Annotated in this window: 14 protein-coding genes; 5 read left to right on the top strand and 9 right to left on the bottom strand. The window is 59.8% G+C overall.

The window, feature by feature from the left end; all coding sequences use genetic code 11:
* Nucleotides 1-12: 12 nt before the first annotated feature.
* From AC1ECK_RS16285 to AC1ECK_RS16270, 4 genes are all read right to left on the bottom strand, one after another.
* Complete coding sequence (locus tag AC1ECK_RS16285) at nt 13-1,143, bottom strand: ABC transporter ATP-binding protein (protein WP_480320866.1); 1,131 nt, start codon at nt 1,141-1,143, stop codon at nt 13-15.
* Nucleotides 1,144-1,258: 115 nt separating this feature from the next.
* Nucleotides 1,259-2,104 (bottom strand): carbohydrate ABC transporter permease, encoded by an 846-nt coding sequence (locus AC1ECK_RS16280; RefSeq protein WP_480320864.1) that lies wholly within the window; start codon nt 2,102-2,104, stop codon nt 1,259-1,261.
* A gap of 2 nt (nt 2,105-2,106) precedes the next feature.
* A complete protein-coding gene (locus AC1ECK_RS16275) occupies nt 2,107-3,024 on the bottom strand; it encodes a carbohydrate ABC transporter permease (RefSeq protein ID WP_480320862.1) in 918 nt (305 codons plus the stop codon).
* 57 nt (nt 3,025-3,081) lie between these two features.
* On the bottom strand, nt 3,082-4,398 hold the full coding sequence (locus tag AC1ECK_RS16270; RefSeq protein ID WP_480320860.1) for an extracellular solute-binding protein: 1,317 nt from the start codon (nt 4,396-4,398) through the stop codon (nt 3,082-3,084).
* 272 nt (nt 4,399-4,670) lie between these two features.
* Between AC1ECK_RS16270 and AC1ECK_RS16265 the strand changes: the two genes are divergently transcribed.
* The gene (locus AC1ECK_RS16265) at nt 4,671-5,747 is read left to right on the top strand and encodes a LacI family DNA-binding transcriptional regulator (protein ID WP_480320858.1); all 1,077 of its coding nucleotides are present in this window, start codon (nt 4,671-4,673) and stop codon (nt 5,745-5,747) included.
* A 37-nt stretch (nt 5,748-5,784) separates the two neighbouring features.
* Here the strand turns inward: AC1ECK_RS16265 and AC1ECK_RS16260 are convergent, their stop codons facing one another.
* Both AC1ECK_RS16260 and AC1ECK_RS16255 read right to left on the bottom strand, forming a co-directional pair.
* Nucleotides 5,785-6,174 (bottom strand): type II toxin-antitoxin system VapC family toxin, encoded by a 390-nt coding sequence (locus tag AC1ECK_RS16260; RefSeq protein ID WP_480320856.1) that lies wholly within the window; start codon nt 6,172-6,174, stop codon nt 5,785-5,787.
* A complete protein-coding gene (locus AC1ECK_RS16255) occupies nt 6,171-6,404 on the bottom strand; it encodes a type II toxin-antitoxin system Phd/YefM family antitoxin (RefSeq protein WP_480320854.1) in 234 nt (77 codons plus the stop codon). Before AC1ECK_RS16255 ends, AC1ECK_RS16260 begins: the two co-directional genes overlap by 4 nt.
* Before the next feature lie 349 nt (nt 6,405-6,753).
* On the opposite strand from AC1ECK_RS16255, the gene AC1ECK_RS16250 reads away from it, so the two are divergent.
* The 3 genes from AC1ECK_RS16250 to AC1ECK_RS16240 all read left to right on the top strand — a co-directional run bounded on the left by AC1ECK_RS16250 (nt 6,754) and on the right by AC1ECK_RS16240 (nt 10,327).
* On the top strand, nt 6,754-8,538 hold the full coding sequence (locus tag AC1ECK_RS16250; RefSeq protein WP_480320852.1) for an IlvD/Edd family dehydratase: 1,785 nt from the start codon (nt 6,754-6,756) through the stop codon (nt 8,536-8,538).
* Between the two features lie 103 nt (nt 8,539-8,641).
* Nucleotides 8,642-9,829 carry a fumarylacetoacetate hydrolase family protein gene (locus AC1ECK_RS16245; RefSeq protein ID WP_480320850.1) on the top strand — a complete coding sequence of 396 codons (1,188 nt, stop codon included), beginning with the start codon at nt 8,642-8,644 and terminating at the stop codon, nt 9,827-9,829.
* A gap of 204 nt (nt 9,830-10,033) precedes the next feature.
* A complete protein-coding gene (locus AC1ECK_RS16240) occupies nt 10,034-10,327 on the top strand; it encodes a BON domain-containing protein (RefSeq protein WP_480320848.1) in 294 nt (97 codons plus the stop codon).
* Between the two features lie 442 nt (nt 10,328-10,769).
* Here AC1ECK_RS16240 and AC1ECK_RS16235 read toward each other — a convergent pair whose 3' ends face one another.
* A complete protein-coding gene (locus AC1ECK_RS16235) occupies nt 10,770-12,443 on the bottom strand; it encodes an electron transfer flavoprotein-ubiquinone oxidoreductase (RefSeq protein WP_480320846.1) in 1,674 nt (557 codons plus the stop codon).
* Between the two features lie 236 nt (nt 12,444-12,679).
* Between AC1ECK_RS16235 and AC1ECK_RS16230 the strand changes: the two genes are divergently transcribed.
* Complete coding sequence (locus tag AC1ECK_RS16230; RefSeq protein WP_480320845.1) at nt 12,680-13,684, top strand: LysR family transcriptional regulator; 1,005 nt, start codon at nt 12,680-12,682, stop codon at nt 13,682-13,684.
* Between the two features lie 89 nt (nt 13,685-13,773).
* On the opposite strand, the gene AC1ECK_RS16225 is transcribed toward AC1ECK_RS16230, so the two are convergent.
* Together AC1ECK_RS16225 and AC1ECK_RS16220 are read right to left on the bottom strand one after the other, a co-directional pair.
* Nucleotides 13,774-15,342, bottom strand: a complete 1,569-nt coding sequence (locus AC1ECK_RS16225) for an AMP-binding protein (RefSeq protein WP_480320843.1) — start codon at nt 15,340-15,342, stop codon at nt 13,774-13,776.
* 32 nt (nt 15,343-15,374) lie between these two features.
* Nucleotides 15,375-16,448, bottom strand: coding sequence for a hypothetical protein (locus tag AC1ECK_RS16220; protein WP_480320841.1), 1,074 nt, complete (start codon nt 16,446-16,448; stop codon nt 15,375-15,377).
* Nucleotides 16,449-16,521: the final 73 nt, after the last annotated feature.

Here is a 16,521-nt window from a genome sequence, read left to right as displayed (position 1 = left end):
CGCCGGACCGGATCAGTCCAGACGTCGAAGCGCGAAATCCTGGTCATCGAAAACGTGGCAAGCGTTCGGCGGCAACGCGAGCGTCACCTGCTCCTCGCAGCCGAGCCGACTATCGCCCGGCAGTTTGGCGATCAGTTGGCCTCGCGGGTGGCTGCCGCCTTCCACGTGCACGTAACTATGTTCGCCCAGGTGCTCGACGAGACGCACCGTGCAGCGAATTGTCTGGATGCTCTGACCACCTGCTGCGATGCTCAGATGCTCGGGACGCACACCAACCGTGACGTTCATGCCAAGACGTGCACGACGGCCTTCGACACGTGCGCGGATGCGTTCGCCGGTGGTCAGTTCGACGTCGACGCCGGTTTCATCGATCCCCTTCACGACGCCCGGCAGAAAGTTCATCTTCGGCGATCCGATGAAGCCCGCCACGAAGCGATTTTCCGGGTGGTGATACAGGTCCAGCGGAGCGCCAATCTGCGCAATGCTGCCGTGCCGTTTCATACCGTCACCAGCTTGCAGCAGGACGATCTTGTCGGCGAGCGCCATCGCTTCGATCTGGTCGTGCGTGACATAAATGGCACTTGCGTCGCTGAATTGCCGATGCAAACGCGCAATCTCGATGCGGGTCTGCACGCGCAGGGCGGCATCGAGGTTCGACAGCGGCTCGTCGAAGAGAAACACGCCCGGCTCGCGCACAATCGCCCGGCCGATCGCCACGCGCTGACGCTGACCGCCCGACAACGCAGACGGCCTTCGCTGCAGTAGTTGATCGAGTTGTAACACGGCCGCGGCGCCGCGCACTTTGCTATCGATCGTCGCCTTGTCCAGTTTCGCCTGGCGCAAACCGAATGCCATGTTCTCGTACACGCTCATGTGCGGATACAGCGCATAGTTCTGGAACACCATCGCGACGCGGCGTTTGGCGGGTGGCACGTCGTTCATCAACGCACCATCGATGTGCAACTCTCCGCCGGTGATCGATTCCAGGCCGGCGACCATCCGCAGCAGCGTGGATTTCCCGCACCCCGACGGCCCGAGAAATACACAAAACTCGTTTTTCCCAACCTCCAGATGCACGTTGCGAATCACCGGAGAATTTCCGCCGTACGCCTTCTCTACGTTAGTCAGGGTAATACTTGCCATAGCTCGTTATCTATCTGCGCAGTTGTCGTTTCGGGCGAGTCTCGTCAGCCCGGTTGAACCTCTATTCGGAGCAATCCGGCAGCGCTGTTCGTCGCACCACCGTAGCCCCGCTTCTTCATCCCTTCAGCGACCCGGCCATCATCCCTTTGATCACGCGCTCCTGCCCAAATGCATAGGCGACGATCAGCGGTAGCGAGGTCATCGTCACAACGGCCAACATGGCTGGAATATTCGACGAGTACTGCCCCTGGAAGTCCCAGACAGCGAGCGGCAGCGTGCGGTGCGCCGGCGTCGAGGTCAGCATGTACGCGAAGATGAACTCGTTCCATAGGCCGATGCCGTTGTAGATCGCCACGGTTGCGAGTCCCGGACCGGACAGGGGGAAGAAAATGCGCCAGAAAATCGTGAATGGACCACAACCGTCCAGTTGCGCAGCTTCTTCGAGCTCCTTGGGTATCTGCCGCATGAACTCGGTCAGAATGAAAATCGAAATCGGTAAGCTAAGCGCGACATATGGACCCAGCAACGCAAACTGGGTGTCGTAAATGCCGAGATTGCGTGTCAGCAGATAGATCGGTACGAGAGTTGCATGGAGCGGCACGATCATTCCCGCGACGACAAGCCCGAATAGTATTTTGTTCAAACGAAACTGGATACGCGCAAACACGTAGGCCGCCATCGCGCTGAACAACACGATCAGCAATACGGACAGTCCAACCACGAACGCGCTATTGGCGAAGTACTGCAGATAAGGGCCGCGCAATACCGCCCAATAGTTTCCCAGGTACAGATGCGCCGGCAACGCCCAGACGGGTTCGGAGAAGGTCTCTTCTTGAGTCTTGAGACTCGTCAGAACCACGAAAATGAACGGCAGGGTCGTCACTGCAAGCCAGATCAGCGACAACATCGGTACGCCAATCCGAACCTTTGACAGCGTGAAGCGAGCAGATTTGACTGCCATCGTCATACCTCCGTCGCGTAACGACGCGTTATGCGCATTGAGACGATCGCGACAAGGAACACAATGACGAACATGGCCGTGCCAATCGTGCTGCCGTAACCGAGCTGAAACGAACTAAACACGGTGCGGTACATATAAGTCGCCATGACCTCGGACGAGCCTTCGGGCCCACCGCCCGTCATGACATAGATGAGGTCGAAATACCGCAGCGAGCCGAGCACGGAGAGCAACACCGCGGTACGCACGGTTCCCTGCAAATGGGGCAGTTTGATGCGCCAGAAAATGATCCACTCCGATGCGCCATCCAGACGGGCCGCCTCAGGCAATTCGGCGGACAGCGAAGACAGGCCCGCAAGAAAAAGGATCATGTAAAACGGCACGTTTTGCCAGCAGACCACCGCGATCGTGGCGCCCAGCGAAAAGTGCGCATCGCCAAGCCAGTCTTGCGCGAGCGCATCGAGACCCAGCGCCCGCAACCCCACGTTGAGCGGCCCGAAGTTCGGGTCGTAGACGTTCTTGAACAGCACACCAATCGCCACACTCGACATCAGCAATGGCAGAAAGTAGAGAATCTTGAGGATACGCGAGCCGCGGCCCGCCTTTTCGAGCAGCACCGCCAGCGCCAGCGCGATCGGCAACTCGATCACGACCGAGGTCACCGCGAGAATCACGTTGTTCTTGAACGCTTGCCAGAACGCCGCGTCGTGCGCGAGCGCGACCCAGTTGTGCCACCCTGTAAACCGAGCGTTGTTGCCCAGCCCATTCCAGTCCACGAACGACAGGCGCAGGCTCGACAGCAGCGGGTAGAGCATGAACACGGCGAGCAGCAATACCGCAGGCGCCAGAAATACCGTGATAACGAGCCACTGCGACGAGACGCGCATGCGTCGTGCGGAAACCGCGGAAAGTGCAATATTCACCAAGTTGCTCCCGGCCGACGCCGTACGGCGCGGCCGGGCTCCTTTTCTCAAGTACAGTTAGCTTCCCGACTTCGCGGCGTCTTCCATTTGCTGCGCCGCGGCCTGTGGCGTCAGCGACAGGCCGAACAGCGCTTGCGACGTGTCCTTATGCAATTCCCCGAGCTTCGGCGGCAGTTCCTGGTCGTACCAGAGCTGCACATTCGGCGCGTCGGCGATCAGCGTTTGCAGACGTTTCAGGAATGGGTCCGTGATGACGATGTTCTTGACAGGCGGAATCTTCTTGTCGGCCACGCGTCCCTGCATCGCCGTGTCATCGGTCATCGCCTGAATCAGCTTGAACGCGGCCTGCGGATCCTTGCATTCGGTTGAAATGCTGAGGAAGCCGTCACCCACCGTACCAATCACGTTGCGCGGATCGCCCTTGCCGCCCGGCACGCCCGGAAACGGGAAGAAATCCAGCTTGCTGTAAAACGCCGGATTCTCGTTCTCGATGGTCGACGCTTCCCAGCCGCCCATCAACTCCATTGCGGCACGCCCGGAATAGAGCAGACGGCGGGACGCGCCGACGTCATAGTCGAGCCCGTTGTAACCCTGGGCGAAGCCACCGGCCTTGACGAGTTGCTGGATATACTGGCCGGCCTGGACGAAAGCCGGATCGTCGAAACTGCCGCCCGCCTCACGATTCACCGCCTTGCGGAAAACCTCCGGGCCACCGATACGGTCCACGAGGTACATGTAGTACATCGAACCGGTCCACTTGTTCTTGTTCGACAGCGCGAACGGTGCGATGCCATGCGAGTTCAGCACCTTGACCACGTTCATCAACTGATCCCACGTGGCGGGCGGCGTCAGGTTGTACTGCTTGAACAACTCCTTGTTATAGAAGATCACGGCCGCGCTGGCGTTTTCGGCAGCGACGCCATAGGTCTTCTTGTCAAAGGTCACAGCATTCCAGGAGGTCGACAGAAAGCGGTCGCGATAGGCCGGATCCCTCTGTAGATACGGCGTCAGATCTACGATCTGACCGGCCTTCACGTATTCATGCAGGGGCCCGCCGCCCCACGATTCGAACACGCACGGCGGCTGGCTGGCACCGAACGCCACCTTCAGTTTGGTCTTGTACGCTTCGTTCAGCACATGCGAATCCTCGACCTTGTAGCCGGGGTTCGCTTTCTCGAACCGGTCGGCCGCATCGCGCAGCACCTTGCTCGACGTAGTATTGGTCTGCTGATCCCACTCGGTGATCACCTTCGCGTCCTGTGCATACGCGCCCCCTGGCGCCATGCTCAAAAGCGAACAGGCTAGCGCTACCGCGCCAACTACGGGTCGCGACTTCGAAAAAACCGCATACGCCATCGTGATGTCTCCTCTCATGAAGTTATGATCGTTAACGTTAGCCTTAACGTTAGAGCATGTTAGTCAACTACCCCACCTATCGCTATGCGGGTTAACCTGATTGTGTGTCGGGCGCGGCGCCAAACGCTGGCTCTAGCTCGATTTACGCTATGCTTTTGCTGACTACGTCGCTACGAGCGCGAATTGCCGCTGCTTTACGATCTGTTAGAATGAGGCCGTCAGCAACGATACCGCTAACGTCAAACACTTGGATCGACGTCGGCTCGCCCTGGAACGCTACTCGTCAGGCAATGACAAAACAAAACCCAACACTCGCGGATGTCGCCAGACTCGCAGGCATCTCGCAGATGACCGCTTCACGTGCGCTCAATGGGCGTCCCGGCGTGTCCCGCGAGACCCGTGATGAAGTGGTCAGGATTGCCTCGGACATTGGTTATGTCGTCAATCGCACGGCACAGAAACTCTCCGGCGGCCGCAACGGCATCATCGGCATCATTACGCCGACCCTGGATACGCAGTTTTCCAGTGAGCTGATTCTCGGCGCGGGGCGCGCCGCACGAGCCGCAGGCTGCGAGGTTCTCGTCTACACGCTATCCGATGAAGACCGCGGCAGGCATCACGACGTGCTCGGCCTCGTGCGACAGTTTTCCGACGGGCTGCTGGCGATCCTGCCGCGCGAATCGCTATGCCTCGATTCGCTGGCAACCGCCAACCTCCCCGTCGTGGTGATCGATCAACGCGGCACACTCAATCGCTTTCCATCGGTGTCCGTCGACAATTACGGCGGTGCGCAACTCGCCGTCGAGCATCTTGCCGAACTCGGCCATACACGAATCGCATTCGTCGGCGGCGATGAGTCTATCGAAGGCGTGCGCGACCGCCAGCGAGGTTACCTCGAGACTCTGGAGCGGCGCGGACTGCCGCGCGATCCGAAGCTTGTCGTCACGGGCGACCTCTCGCAAATCACAGCGTTCGAAGTGGCATCCGGCCTGCTCGAGCTGGCCGATCCGCCCACCGCGATCTTCACCGCCAACGACCAAAGCGCATTCGGCGTAATCGCCGCGGTACGGGAAGCGGGCCTGCGCGTACCTGACAACATTTCGGTGATCGGCTTCGACGATATCCCGATGGCCGAGCAGTTTCACCCCGCGCTCACCACCGTGCGCCAGCCCTTTCAGCAAATGGCCAGCTCCGCGGTCAACACGCTGCTCGCACAGATTGCCGGCCTGGACGCCGCGTCGCAGCGCATTACGTTTCCGGCCGAGCTTGTCGTGCGCAACTCCACCGGCCCGGCGCCGGCAGCACGACGCCACTCGGCGAAGACACCCTTGCGGCACAAGGGCCGCAGTCAGCGCAGGGGAGCGTGACGAGCGTTTGCGCGGAGTGGCGCAACGCCGGCGGACGTCACCAGATCGTCTCCACATAGGTCAATTCCCGGATTCTCGTATCCGGGGTGACCAGTGCACCGCCAAGGGTGCGCGCAGTAGCGGCAATCAGCCTCTGATGAGAGGACAGCTTGGACGACATCGAGGCGGCGCGAACCGCAATGCCGGTATCCACCGGCACCATTCGGACACCTTCGATCGAGACGAGGGTGGAAAGCCAACTGCGCGTATCGATAGAAAGAGCAAGACGACCGTCCTCGACGAACTGCCCGACGTCCACCACACTGATTGTCGAAATCAGCACTTCGCCGTCATCCAGCTCCCGTGTGATCGCTTCATGCGCCGCAGGGCTAAGGCCGTCCCGACCGCTCAACCAGTAAACAAGCGCGAGCGTGTCCAGCGTAATCATGGGTTCTCAAGCTGCTGCGCGACCGGCTCGGCTGCGTCCTTCAGATTGAAGTGCACAATCGACGCGCGCAACAACTCAAGCGGATTCTTGCGCCGACTGCGATAGGGTCTGATTTCGATTGTAGGCTGGCCATGATCCGTTACGACAACGCTCTCGCCCAGCATCTCCACTTGTCTGAACAGCTCGCAGGCTTTAGCCTTAAAGACGGCCTTCGATACCCTTTTTTCCATCGCAAATCTCCACCCTGTCAACCCGTACGATTGCTACGCGTACCGGTCGGCGGTTAGCCGGTCCGGCGATATGTTATCGGTAACGTCCGCACAATATCATGTACCGGAATACGCATTCAAGCTGGATCGAACGCGGGTATTCCCGCAAGCAGCCTGCGCGGCAAGCCCATCTCCCGCAGCAGCGGCAGACCCGGGATTACCCTCGGTTGTAGCCAAGATGGAAGCAGGCGTAACATGGAATAGTTAACGCTAACGTATCGGTATCAAGCTAGCACATGTGTGGCAGTGCGAGGCGATCGCCGTTACGCTGATCAACGCGCCCCCTTACCACGCTCAAGAGATGAAAGAGATGCCTGAATCCACACCCCGCAGGCTGAGAAGCCAAAACTGGTTCGACGACCCCGCCCACGCGGACATGACCGCGCTTTATGTCGAGCGCTTCATGAACTACGGCCTGACGCGGGAGGAATTGCAGTCGGGCCGCCCTATTATCGGAATCGCGCAGACCGGTAGCGATCTGGCGCCCTGCAATCGCCACCATATCGAACTGGCGCAACGCGTGAAAGCGGGAATCCGCGATGCCGGCGGCATCCCGATGGAGTTCCCAGTACATCCCCTTGCCGAGCAGAGCCGCCGGCCCACCGCCGCGCTCGACCGGAACCTCGCGTATCTCGGCCTCGTCGAAGTCCTCCACGGCTTCCCGCTCGATGGCGTCGTGCTCACTACGGGATGCGACAAAACCACGCCGGCCTGCCTGATGGCCGCCGCCACGGTGGACATGCCCGCTATCGTCCTGTCCGGCGGACCGATGCTCGACGGCTGGCATCAAGGCAAACGCGTCGGCTCCGGAACGGTGATCTGGCACGCGCGCAACCTGCTCGCAGCGGGCGAAATCGATTATGAAGGCTTCATGGAGTTGACCACGGCATCGTCGCCGTCCATCGGCCACTGCAATACGATGGGCACGGCATTGTCGATGAACGCGCTCGCGGAAGCGCTCGGCATGTCGCTGCCCGGCTGCGCGAGCATCCCCGCCGCGTATCGCGAGCGCGGACAGATGGCTTACGCCACCGGCAAGCGTATCGTCGATCTGGTGCGCTACGACGTACGCCCCTCCCAGATCATGACGCGCGAGGCCTTTGAAAACGCCATCGTCGTCGCGTCAGCATTGGGCGCATCCACGAACTGCCCGCCGCATCTGATCGCGATTGCACGTCATATGGGTGTCGAGTTGAGCCTCGACGACTGGCAGCGTATCGGCGAACAGGTGCCGCTACTGGTCAACTGCATGCCGGCGGGCGAATACCTCGGCGAAAGCTTCCACCGCTCGGGCGGCGTACCCGCCGTGCTTCGCCAGATCAAGGCGGCTGGCCTGCTGCATACCGACTGCCTGACCGTGTCGGGCCGCACCATCGGAAAGATCGCAGAAACGGCGCCCGACGCCGACCGTGACGTTATCTTTCCACATGACGAACCGCTCAAGCATCGCGCCGGTTTTATCGTGCTGTCCGGCAATTTCTTCGACAGCGCCATCATGAAGATGTCCGTGGTCGGCGACGCGTTCCGCCAGACTTACCTGAGCGAACCCGGCGCCGAAAACGCCTTCGAGGCACGCGTGATCGTTTTCGATGGACCGGAGGACTACCACGCGCGCATCGACGATCCCTCGCTGGAAATCGACGAGCACTGCATTCTCGTGATCCGGGGCTGCGGAACGGTGGGCTACCCGGGCAGCGCAGAGGTCGTCAACATGGCACCGCCCGCACAACTCATTCGCCGCGGCGTCACCTCGCTGCCCTGCATGGGTGATGGGCGGCAAAGCGGCACATCCGCCAGTCCGTCGATTCTCAACATGTCGCCCGAGGCCGCGGTGGGTGGAGGCCTGGCGCTGCTACGCACCAACGACCGCGTCCGCGTCGACCTCAATGCGCGTAGCGTGAACGTGCTGCTCGACGAAGCGGAGCTGGCACGCCGCCGTGAAGATGTCCCATTCGCCGCACCGCCGTCGCAAACGCCCTGGCAGGAACTCTACCGGCAGTTCGTCGGGCAACTCTCGACCGGCGGATGCCTCGAGCCCGCGACGCTTTACCTGAAGGTAATCGAGGAACGCGGCGACCCACGCCACTCACACTGATAGAGCACTGGCAAGTTGCGATTCGATCACCTTGCCGATGCGCTGCTCCGGCCGACATCGCCACGAAGTGGCGATGTCCCCATCCCCCCTCTCCAATCGACCCATGCAATCTTCTTCCAGCACCTCATATCTGCCTGATGATCTCGACCGCGCCCTTCTTGTGGGCCGAGTGTGGCGGCGTGGCGACGCCGCTGACGGCCCCTGTGTCGTTGTCGTGCGCAATGGCGAAGTGTTCGACATCACGAAGACAGTGTCGACGACGGCCGATCTGTTCGACCGCGCAGATGCCGTCGCGATCGCACGCGAAGCGAATGGCGAATCGCTTGGCCGCGCCGATGCGCTGATTGCCCATAGTATCGACCCAAAGTCCGCAGACGAGCCGTATCTGCTCGCACCGTGCGACCTTCAGGCCATCAAGGCGTGCGGCGTCACGTTCGCGGTAAGCCTGATCGAACGTGTGATCGAAGAGCAGGCGGGCGGCGATCCGGCCAAGGCCAAAGAAGCACGCAACGCCATCACCGCGCTGATCGGCACCGATCTTTCCAGAATTCGCCCGGGCTCCGAAGCGGCCGCGCGCCTGAAGGTCGAACTCGAGCGCCGCAATGCGTGGTCGCAATACATGGAAGTCGGCATCGGTCCCGATGCGGAAGTGTTCTCGAAGTCGCAGCCAATGTCGGCGGTGGGCTTCGGCGCGGACATCGGCTTGCATCCTGCATCCGTCTGGAACAACCCCGAACCCGAAATCGTGCTGGCTGTCTCCAGTGCGGGCACAGTCGTTGGTGCAACGCTCGGCAACGATGTGAATCTGCGCGACATCGAAGGGCGGTCTGCGCTGCTGCTCGGCAAGTGCAAGGACAACAACGGCTCGTGTGCAATCGGCCCGTTCGTGCGCCTCTTCGACGAACATTTCACGCTCGATACGGTGCGTCAGACAAGCGTCTCTTTGCGCGTCGAAGGTCGCGACGATAATTTCGTACTCCAAGGCATCAGCCACATGAGCGAAATCAGCCGAGATCCGCTCGATCTCGTCAACCAGACCTACGGCAAGCACCACCAGTACCCCGACGGCTTCATGCTGTTTCTTGGCACCATGTTCTCGCCGATCAAAGACCGCGATGCGCCCGGTGGCGGCTTCACGCATCACCTCGGCGACGTCGTCACGATCTCCGCGCCGCCACTCGGTGCGCTAGTCAACACGGTGCGTCTGTGTACGGAAATTGCACCGTGGACCTTTGGCGCTCGTGCGCTGTACCGCAATCTCGCCGCGCGCGGCCTGCTCGGGGCGCAATGAGTGTATCGCACGGATAACGCCTTTTCCCCGTCTGTGCGAGAATCACCTCTACACGAAGCGATGTAGGCGCATCTACAACCAGCCGGCCTTGTGCCGCGCAAGGACTCCTGATCGCATCGACTTCCATGAAACGCACTCCCGCGTTTCACGGAAAACGGGCGCCGGCAATCTCCGGCGTGCCCGTCTGTCTGCAAGGGGGTAGTGATGAAAGCTGCGTTTGTTTCAACTCTCGCCGTAGCCATTTCCTGCTCGATGCTGCCCGCGGCGTACGCCGACAGTGATGCGGGCACAACCAACAGTCAACTTGCCCACCAGGTGCGCGAAGCGGCCGCGCGTCAGGGCATATCCCTCTCTCACGTGTCCGTCTTTACGCAATCCGGTCAAGTGACGCTCGTCGGGTGGGTCCCAACGCGCGAACAGGTCGCGCTGGTGGAAAAATTCGCAATGAGTGTCGACGGCGTCACTGGCGTCAACAATCTGCTTTCCCGCGGACACTGAAATCGCACAGACGCTTCGCGTGATCGAATACCTGCGGCGGTATTCGCCTTGCTTCATTTCTTTTGCGTTACCGCCGGCTCCGTCACGCGGAGATTCTTCCTGGCAAGCTCCATTCTGATCCGAGGGAATAAAGTCCGTCATGCGAAAATTTTTCAGGCCTTTGATTCAGCAAGAAAATTTCTTGGCAAATCGATTCTTCCAAAGTCCGTCATAACACGCAAAACCAAGGAAACTCAAAAGCAACCGCGGAATATAGTCTGTCACGCCGGAGTGCACGGGGCTTAGCGTAGATCTGAAGGTATCCAGACCAGACTTCAGGCGCGACGTTAACTCCAAGATTCCGAGCGTCGGGGTGATGAGGTCGGTCCGATCGCCCGCAAAAATATCTGCAGGCGTGATCCAGCATTCGCAAGCGCATGTCCTCCCAAACCACGCTCAACGCTCACATGTTCGGGTAGTTCGGACCGCCGCCGCCCTCCGGCGTCACCCACACGATGTTTTGCGTCGGGTCCTTGATGTCGCACGTCTTGCAATGCACGCAATTCTGGGCATTGATCACGAGCCCTTCTTTGCCGTCGCTTTTCATCGCGAACTCATAGACGCCTGCGGGGCAGAATCTCGCCTCTGGCCCTGCGTATTTCGCGAGATTCACGTCGACCGGTACGGACGAGCTTCTCAGCGTCAGATGCACCGGCTGATTCTCTTCGTGGTTGGTGTTCGACAGAAAGACCGATGACAGACGGTCGAAGGTCAGCTTGCCATCAGGCTTCGGATAAACAATCGGCTTGCATTCAGCCGCGGTTTTCAAGGTCTCGTTATCCGGGTGCCGGTGATGCAGCGTCCATGGCACCCACCCGCCGAGCAACTTCTGTTCGAGCCCGACCATGAACGTTCCGGCGAGCAGTCCCTTGCTCATCCATTGCTTGAAGTTGCGCGCGCGGTGCAGTTCCTGCTTCAACCACGACTGATCGAACGCAACCGGATATTCGACTAGCACATCGCGCTGACGTTTTGATTGCAGCGCGTTGAATGCCGCCTCGGCTGCCATCATGCCGGTCGAAATGGCCGCGTGGCTACCTTTGATTCTCGACGCGTTCAGAAAGCCGGCTTCGCATCCAATCAGCGCGCCGCCAGGGAACACCAGTTTCGGCAACGACATCAGTCCGCCGGCGGCAATCGCCCGAGCCCCATACGACACCCGCCTACCGCCTTCGAGAAACTTGCGGATTGCCGGATGCGTCTTGTATCGCTGAAACTCCTCGAATGGCGACAGAAACGGATTGGTATAGCCGAGGCCCACGACGAAGCCGACCACCACCTGATTATTGTCCAGGTGGTAGAGGAAGGAGCCGCCATACGTATCGTTATCGAGTGGCCAGCCTGCCGTGTGAATCACCAGGCCGGGCTTGTGCATCGCCGGGTCGATCTCCCACAACTCCTTGATGCCCAGACCGTAGACCTGGGGGTCGGCGCTTTCGTGCAGCCTGAACCGCTCCATCAATTGACGGCCGAGATGTCCGCGCGCTCCTTCGGCGAACAACGTGTATTTCGCGTGCAGTTCCATCCCAAGCTGGAAAGCATCAGTCGGCTCGCCGTCCTTTCCCAGACCCATGTTGCCCGTTGCAACGCCGAGAACCTCTCCGCGCTCACCGTAGAGCACTTCGGCAGCGGGAAAACCCGCAAATATCTCGACGCCCAACTCTTCGGCGCGTGCTCCCAGCCAGCGTGTGACATTGCCGAGGCTGACGACATAATTACCGTGATTCTTGAAGTTATCCGGAAGCAGCCAGTTCGGAACTTGCCGCGCCCCTTTCTCGGACAGGAACAGAAAGCGGTCTTCTGTCACTTCGACATTCAACGGCGCGCCACGCTCCTTCCAATCGGGAATGAGTTCATTGAGCGCTCGCGGATCCATTACCGCACCGGAGAGCGTATGTGCGCCTACCTCGGAACCCTTTTCGAGAACACAGACGCTGATGTCGGCACCGTGCTGCGCGGCCATCTGCTTGAGCCGTATCGCCGCGGACAATCCAGCCGGACCGCCGCCAACGATGACGACGTCGTATTCCATGGATTCGCGTGGTCCAAATTTCTCGTTAAGGGTCTGTGTGTTCATGTGAAAGAGGCGTTTCATTGCAGGGCTTGCTGGCCGCTGGTGCGAATCGGGTCATCTTCTTCGCGAGCCGGTCGATACCGAGGGCGGCAGTGACCACATCTCGGGCACGGGCCATCGTAGAACCCCATAAATGCGACCTTCGCGACATAAAGGTTTCTTATGCTCCACACAATCACGGGTTGGTTTGCAGTCGAACTTTTATAGCGGTCGCAGGATCGCATACGGAGGGAAAGGGTATGCGAAACTCGACCAATAACGTCGACTTATGGGCTCTTCAGGCATTCGTCGCGGTCTGCGAAACGAAATCGATGACGGAAGCCGCGCGCGTACTGGGCGTGACTCAAAGCGCGGTCAGTCAACTCATCGCCAGCCTGGAACGCGAGCAAGGCGTGTCGCTGTTCGACCGTGACTTCCGGCCTGTGCGCCCCAACGCCGCGGGCAGGATTCTGTTCGAGCAGGCGGGCGCGCTGCTGGAACACGCGCAAGCGGTTGCGTTGAATGTACGGGCGGCGGCGAAGACCGGCGTCGCGAGCCTTCGGATCGGTTGCGTCGACTCTTATGCCGCCAGCGTGGGACCTCACCTCGTTCGACGCTTGTCTGAAAGGGCACAAGACTTCTCCATGTGGTCGGGTCTGACGCCCACGCTCAGCGAACAACTGGTGAACCGCGAACTCGATCTCGCCATCTGCACCGAGGCCACGCTTGATCCCAAACGGGTCGTACTTAGACCGCTCTTTTCGGAGTGCATGTTAGCGGTAGTCTCCAAAAACAGGCGCAATTCAGGATCACCGGTCGAGTTTCAGCAGATATTGCGCGACATGCCCTTGCTGCGCTACACGGCAAGGTCGGTAATAGGACAGCAGATCGAGCGATTCGTCACCCACATGAATTTCGATGCGCCGAGGCGCTATGAATTCGACGATACCGATCCGATTCTGAGTCTGGTCGCCGCAGGCTTCGGGTGTGCGATAACGTCCCCGCTCTGTTTGTGGCAGTCACGCGTTCATTTCAACGACATCAGTGTCGTCCCCTTGCCACAGACACGTCTCGGGCACAGACACTTCTATCTGCTCACGCGGCGCTCGGAGTGGTCCGACGTGGCGGAGGCGGTGACACGCGAATCGATCGCCATTGTTCGGGACGTGATCGAGCCTTCCTTGAGGGCGGTTCTGCCGAACTTGCCGGCTCGAATTTTTGATTCGTATGCAGCGAAGCTCGATGGCGCACATGCAGTGGGGTGAAGCGTCCTGAGCGCGGCGATCGCACGACGCCAGGCCGTTCGAAATCATAGCCAAGCGACAAACGCGCCGCTTGCCAGTCCACGACTCGATCAGGACGCTACCGCTCGTTGCGCGCCCGCATCCCAGCAATCGTCCGTTCTCGCCGACAAAACCTGCTTCTGAATTCTCTGCGTCGGCGTTTTCGAAAATCCTTCGACAATGGCAATGAACCGGGGAACCTGGAACCGCGCCATCCGTGTCTCGCACCAGGAGACGAACTCCGCATGGTCGAAGTTGGCGGCGTCGCATTTCAACTTCAGGAAAATCTTCAGATCTTCGTCCGAGAACTCATTGACCACGCCGATGAGTGCGCTTTCTTCCACATCGGGATGCGAGTTCACGACGTTCTCCACCTCCCATGCCGAGACGTTCTCGCCCCGTCTTCGCAAGCTATCCTTTTTCCGGCCAAGAAAGAACAGATAGCCCTCTTCGTCCTCACGCCCCAGATCGCCGGTATAGAGCCATCCATCGCGAATGGCTTCAGCGGTCTTTTCGTCGTTCCTGAAGTAGCCACGGGTCAACGTTCCGGGTTCCCGTTCGGCTACCCGTATTTCACCAATCTGGCCAGCGGGTAGCCGGCAACCTTTCTCATCGACTATTTCGACGTCGAAATAGTCGACCGCCCTGCCAATAGAACCCAGCTTGCCGTCGACATTGATCACGCTAAAGCTCGACGTCTCGGTCATACCATAGCCTTCTCTGACCGGCACGCCGAAACGCTGCTGAAACTCGCTCCACACGTTGACCGGCGCGCCGCCACCCCACGCCACTTTCAGTTGATGCTGTCTATCGGCTTGCGACAGCGGTTGCTTCAGCAGCAATTGCAGGACGCCGCCCACGAAGTGCAAATGAGTGGCCCGATACCGGGCAACCTCGTCCCAGAACTTCGACGCGCTGAACTTCGGCACGAACGCAAGCGTGATGGGTTGCATCAGCGCCATTACCAGCACTTCGCTGCCGAATACGTGGTAAATCGGGTCCCAGAAGTGAAGCACACTGCCCGGCGTAATCGAGCCAATCCAGGATGAACCGAGCGCGGCAGCGCGATACATCCGGTCGGTCATCTGGACACCCTTGGCCGGGCCAGTCGTACCGGATGTGTACAGAATGGCGCGCTGGTCCGAGTCGTCAGCCTGATACGGTGGTTCTTCAGAGTCCGGGTGCGAAGCCAGCGCTTCGAACGACGCCGGGTTCGCCGACCAGCGCGGACATTCTCCGCGCCATATCGTTCGCAGCGCAGGAGTAGCGCTCAGAATCGGTTCGAGGACCGCTGCGTACACGTCGTCAGCAATCATGAAGCGAGGGTCCGAATGCGTGACGACATGCTCGAGGCCGGCCCCTTTGAGGTGCGTATTCACCGGCACCTGAACCGCGCCCAGCTTCGCGAGCGCGAAAAACGTCAGCGCGTGATCGACATGATGGGCCAACATCACGGCGACCCGGTCGCCCGCCGCGACGCCGCATTCGGCGAGGCCATTGGCGAGCCGGTTGACCCGCTCGTTTAGCTGCGCATACGTCAATGCGAAATCGCCAGACTTGCAGAAGATATGCGCAGCGTTGTTCCGTGCGCATTCACGAAGCAAGCTAGGAATACTCTCTTCCGCCGACAAATAGTTCATTCGAGTTCCTGTTTCCAGCTATATAACGTCAGTCACCAGAGCCACTTGTGCGTATCGACGAACGTCCACCGCTCTACTCCGCTGCTGCGGTCGAAATAACGTTCGAGTTTGATATGGCCATTGAGCGTGCACACTCCGATATCGAAGAACGCGAAGACGGCCCGGCGCATTTCGTCCGACTGCTGAAATGGAAACGGCTCGAACGTATCGAACGTCACCTCTGCCGAGTCTTCGCCCGTGCTTTTCCACTGTGGTGCATTTTTGAACGCGCCCATCATCGTTGCGTACATTTGCGCGAGCGCAGCAGGGCGATTGCCTTCGACGCCGGAAAGCGCCTTCAGCGCCGGCGTGAATTGCACCGCGAGCAGCTTCATCGCCGACTCGACGATAAAGCAGGCTGCATTGATTCCGAACAACTGGATCACGGCTTCCACGACATGCTTGACGTAGTCCGATGCATAGTTCGCGCTGCCTTTCAGAACACGGGCTTCGGGCCACGCAATGGGGTCGAGTTTCGGCGCCTTCGACGCATCGAATTCGGGCGTCTTCTCGACATGCTGTACCTTGAAACGCTCTTCGGGTTTCAGGTCGTGATCGTATTCCAGGAAGTAGCCTTCGTCGTACGGGTGGCCTTCCGCGACGAACTTGGTCGCGACCCAACCCAACCGCGGACAGCCTAATAGCTCGCCGTTGCGCGGATGCCACGTGGATAGAATCGTCCGACGCACCGACGTCGGCACCGTAAGCGCCGAGATACCCGGGAACGATCCCCATGGCGGCAGATATCGTATCCACACCTTCCTCGGCGATTCCTCCATGTATTGCATGTTGATGCCGCCAATCGAATTGCTGAAATAGTGATATTTGGCGGCGGTCACTGCCGGGGTATCGCCCTTGATGCCCAACTTCTCAAGTGCCGCGAGAAAGCGGTCCGATTGTTCGGCCGTCATCAAGGTACGCCAGACATTGTTCAATGCCGCTTCACCCTTCTCCCGCAAAACGATCGCCGTGATACCGGAGACCATCGACCAGCCGAATGTCCCTGCCATATCGACACGCTGCTTGAGTTGAGCGAGGTCGTCTTCGTTATTCGCTTTCGATTGCATGTTGTTTCCTTGCCTGAATGTCCCGATGTTTCCAGGTTTTGCGGTAAAGCCGCGGCCGGCTGACTCCGCCGAT

The organism is Paraburkholderia sp. SSBN10T (assembly GCF_056619545.1).
This window is presented reverse-complemented; position numbering and strand designations above follow the sequence as displayed.

Excerpts from the sequence above, each read along its gene's own strand:
- AC1ECK_RS16285 (WP_480320866.1), bottom strand. The coding sequence starts at position 1,143 with ATGGCAAGTATTACCCTGACTAACGTAGAGAAGGCGTACGGCGGAAAT.
- AC1ECK_RS16280 (WP_480320864.1), bottom strand. The coding sequence starts at position 2,104 with ATGGCAGTCAAATCTGCTCGCTTCACGCTGTCAAAGGTTCGGATTGGC.
- AC1ECK_RS16270 (WP_480320860.1), bottom strand. The coding sequence starts at position 4,398 with ATGAGAGGAGACATCACGATGGCGTATGCGGTTTTTTCGAAGTCGCGA.
- AC1ECK_RS16265 (WP_480320858.1), top strand. The coding sequence starts at position 4,671 with ATGACAAAACAAAACCCAACACTCGCGGATGTCGCCAGACTCGCAGGC.
- AC1ECK_RS16260 (WP_480320856.1), bottom strand. The coding sequence starts at position 6,174 with ATGATTACGCTGGACACGCTCGCGCTTGTTTACTGGTTGAGCGGTCGG.
- AC1ECK_RS16255 (WP_480320854.1), bottom strand. The coding sequence starts at position 6,404 with ATGGAAAAAAGGGTATCGAAGGCCGTCTTTAAGGCTAAAGCCTGCGAG.
- AC1ECK_RS16250 (WP_480320852.1), top strand. The coding sequence starts at position 6,754 with ATGCCTGAATCCACACCCCGCAGGCTGAGAAGCCAAAACTGGTTCGAC.
- AC1ECK_RS16245 (WP_480320850.1), top strand. The coding sequence starts at position 8,642 with ATGCAATCTTCTTCCAGCACCTCATATCTGCCTGATGATCTCGACCGC.
- AC1ECK_RS16240 (WP_480320848.1), top strand. The coding sequence starts at position 10,034 with ATGAAAGCTGCGTTTGTTTCAACTCTCGCCGTAGCCATTTCCTGCTCG.
- AC1ECK_RS16235 (WP_480320846.1), bottom strand. The coding sequence starts at position 12,443 with ATGAACACACAGACCCTTAACGAGAAATTTGGACCACGCGAATCCATG.
- AC1ECK_RS16230 (WP_480320845.1), top strand. The coding sequence starts at position 12,680 with ATGCGAAACTCGACCAATAACGTCGACTTATGGGCTCTTCAGGCATTC.
- AC1ECK_RS16225 (WP_480320843.1), bottom strand. The coding sequence starts at position 15,342 with ATGAACTATTTGTCGGCGGAAGAGAGTATTCCTAGCTTGCTTCGTGAA.
- AC1ECK_RS16220 (WP_480320841.1), bottom strand. The coding sequence starts at position 16,448 with ATGCAATCGAAAGCGAATAACGAAGACGACCTCGCTCAACTCAAGCAG.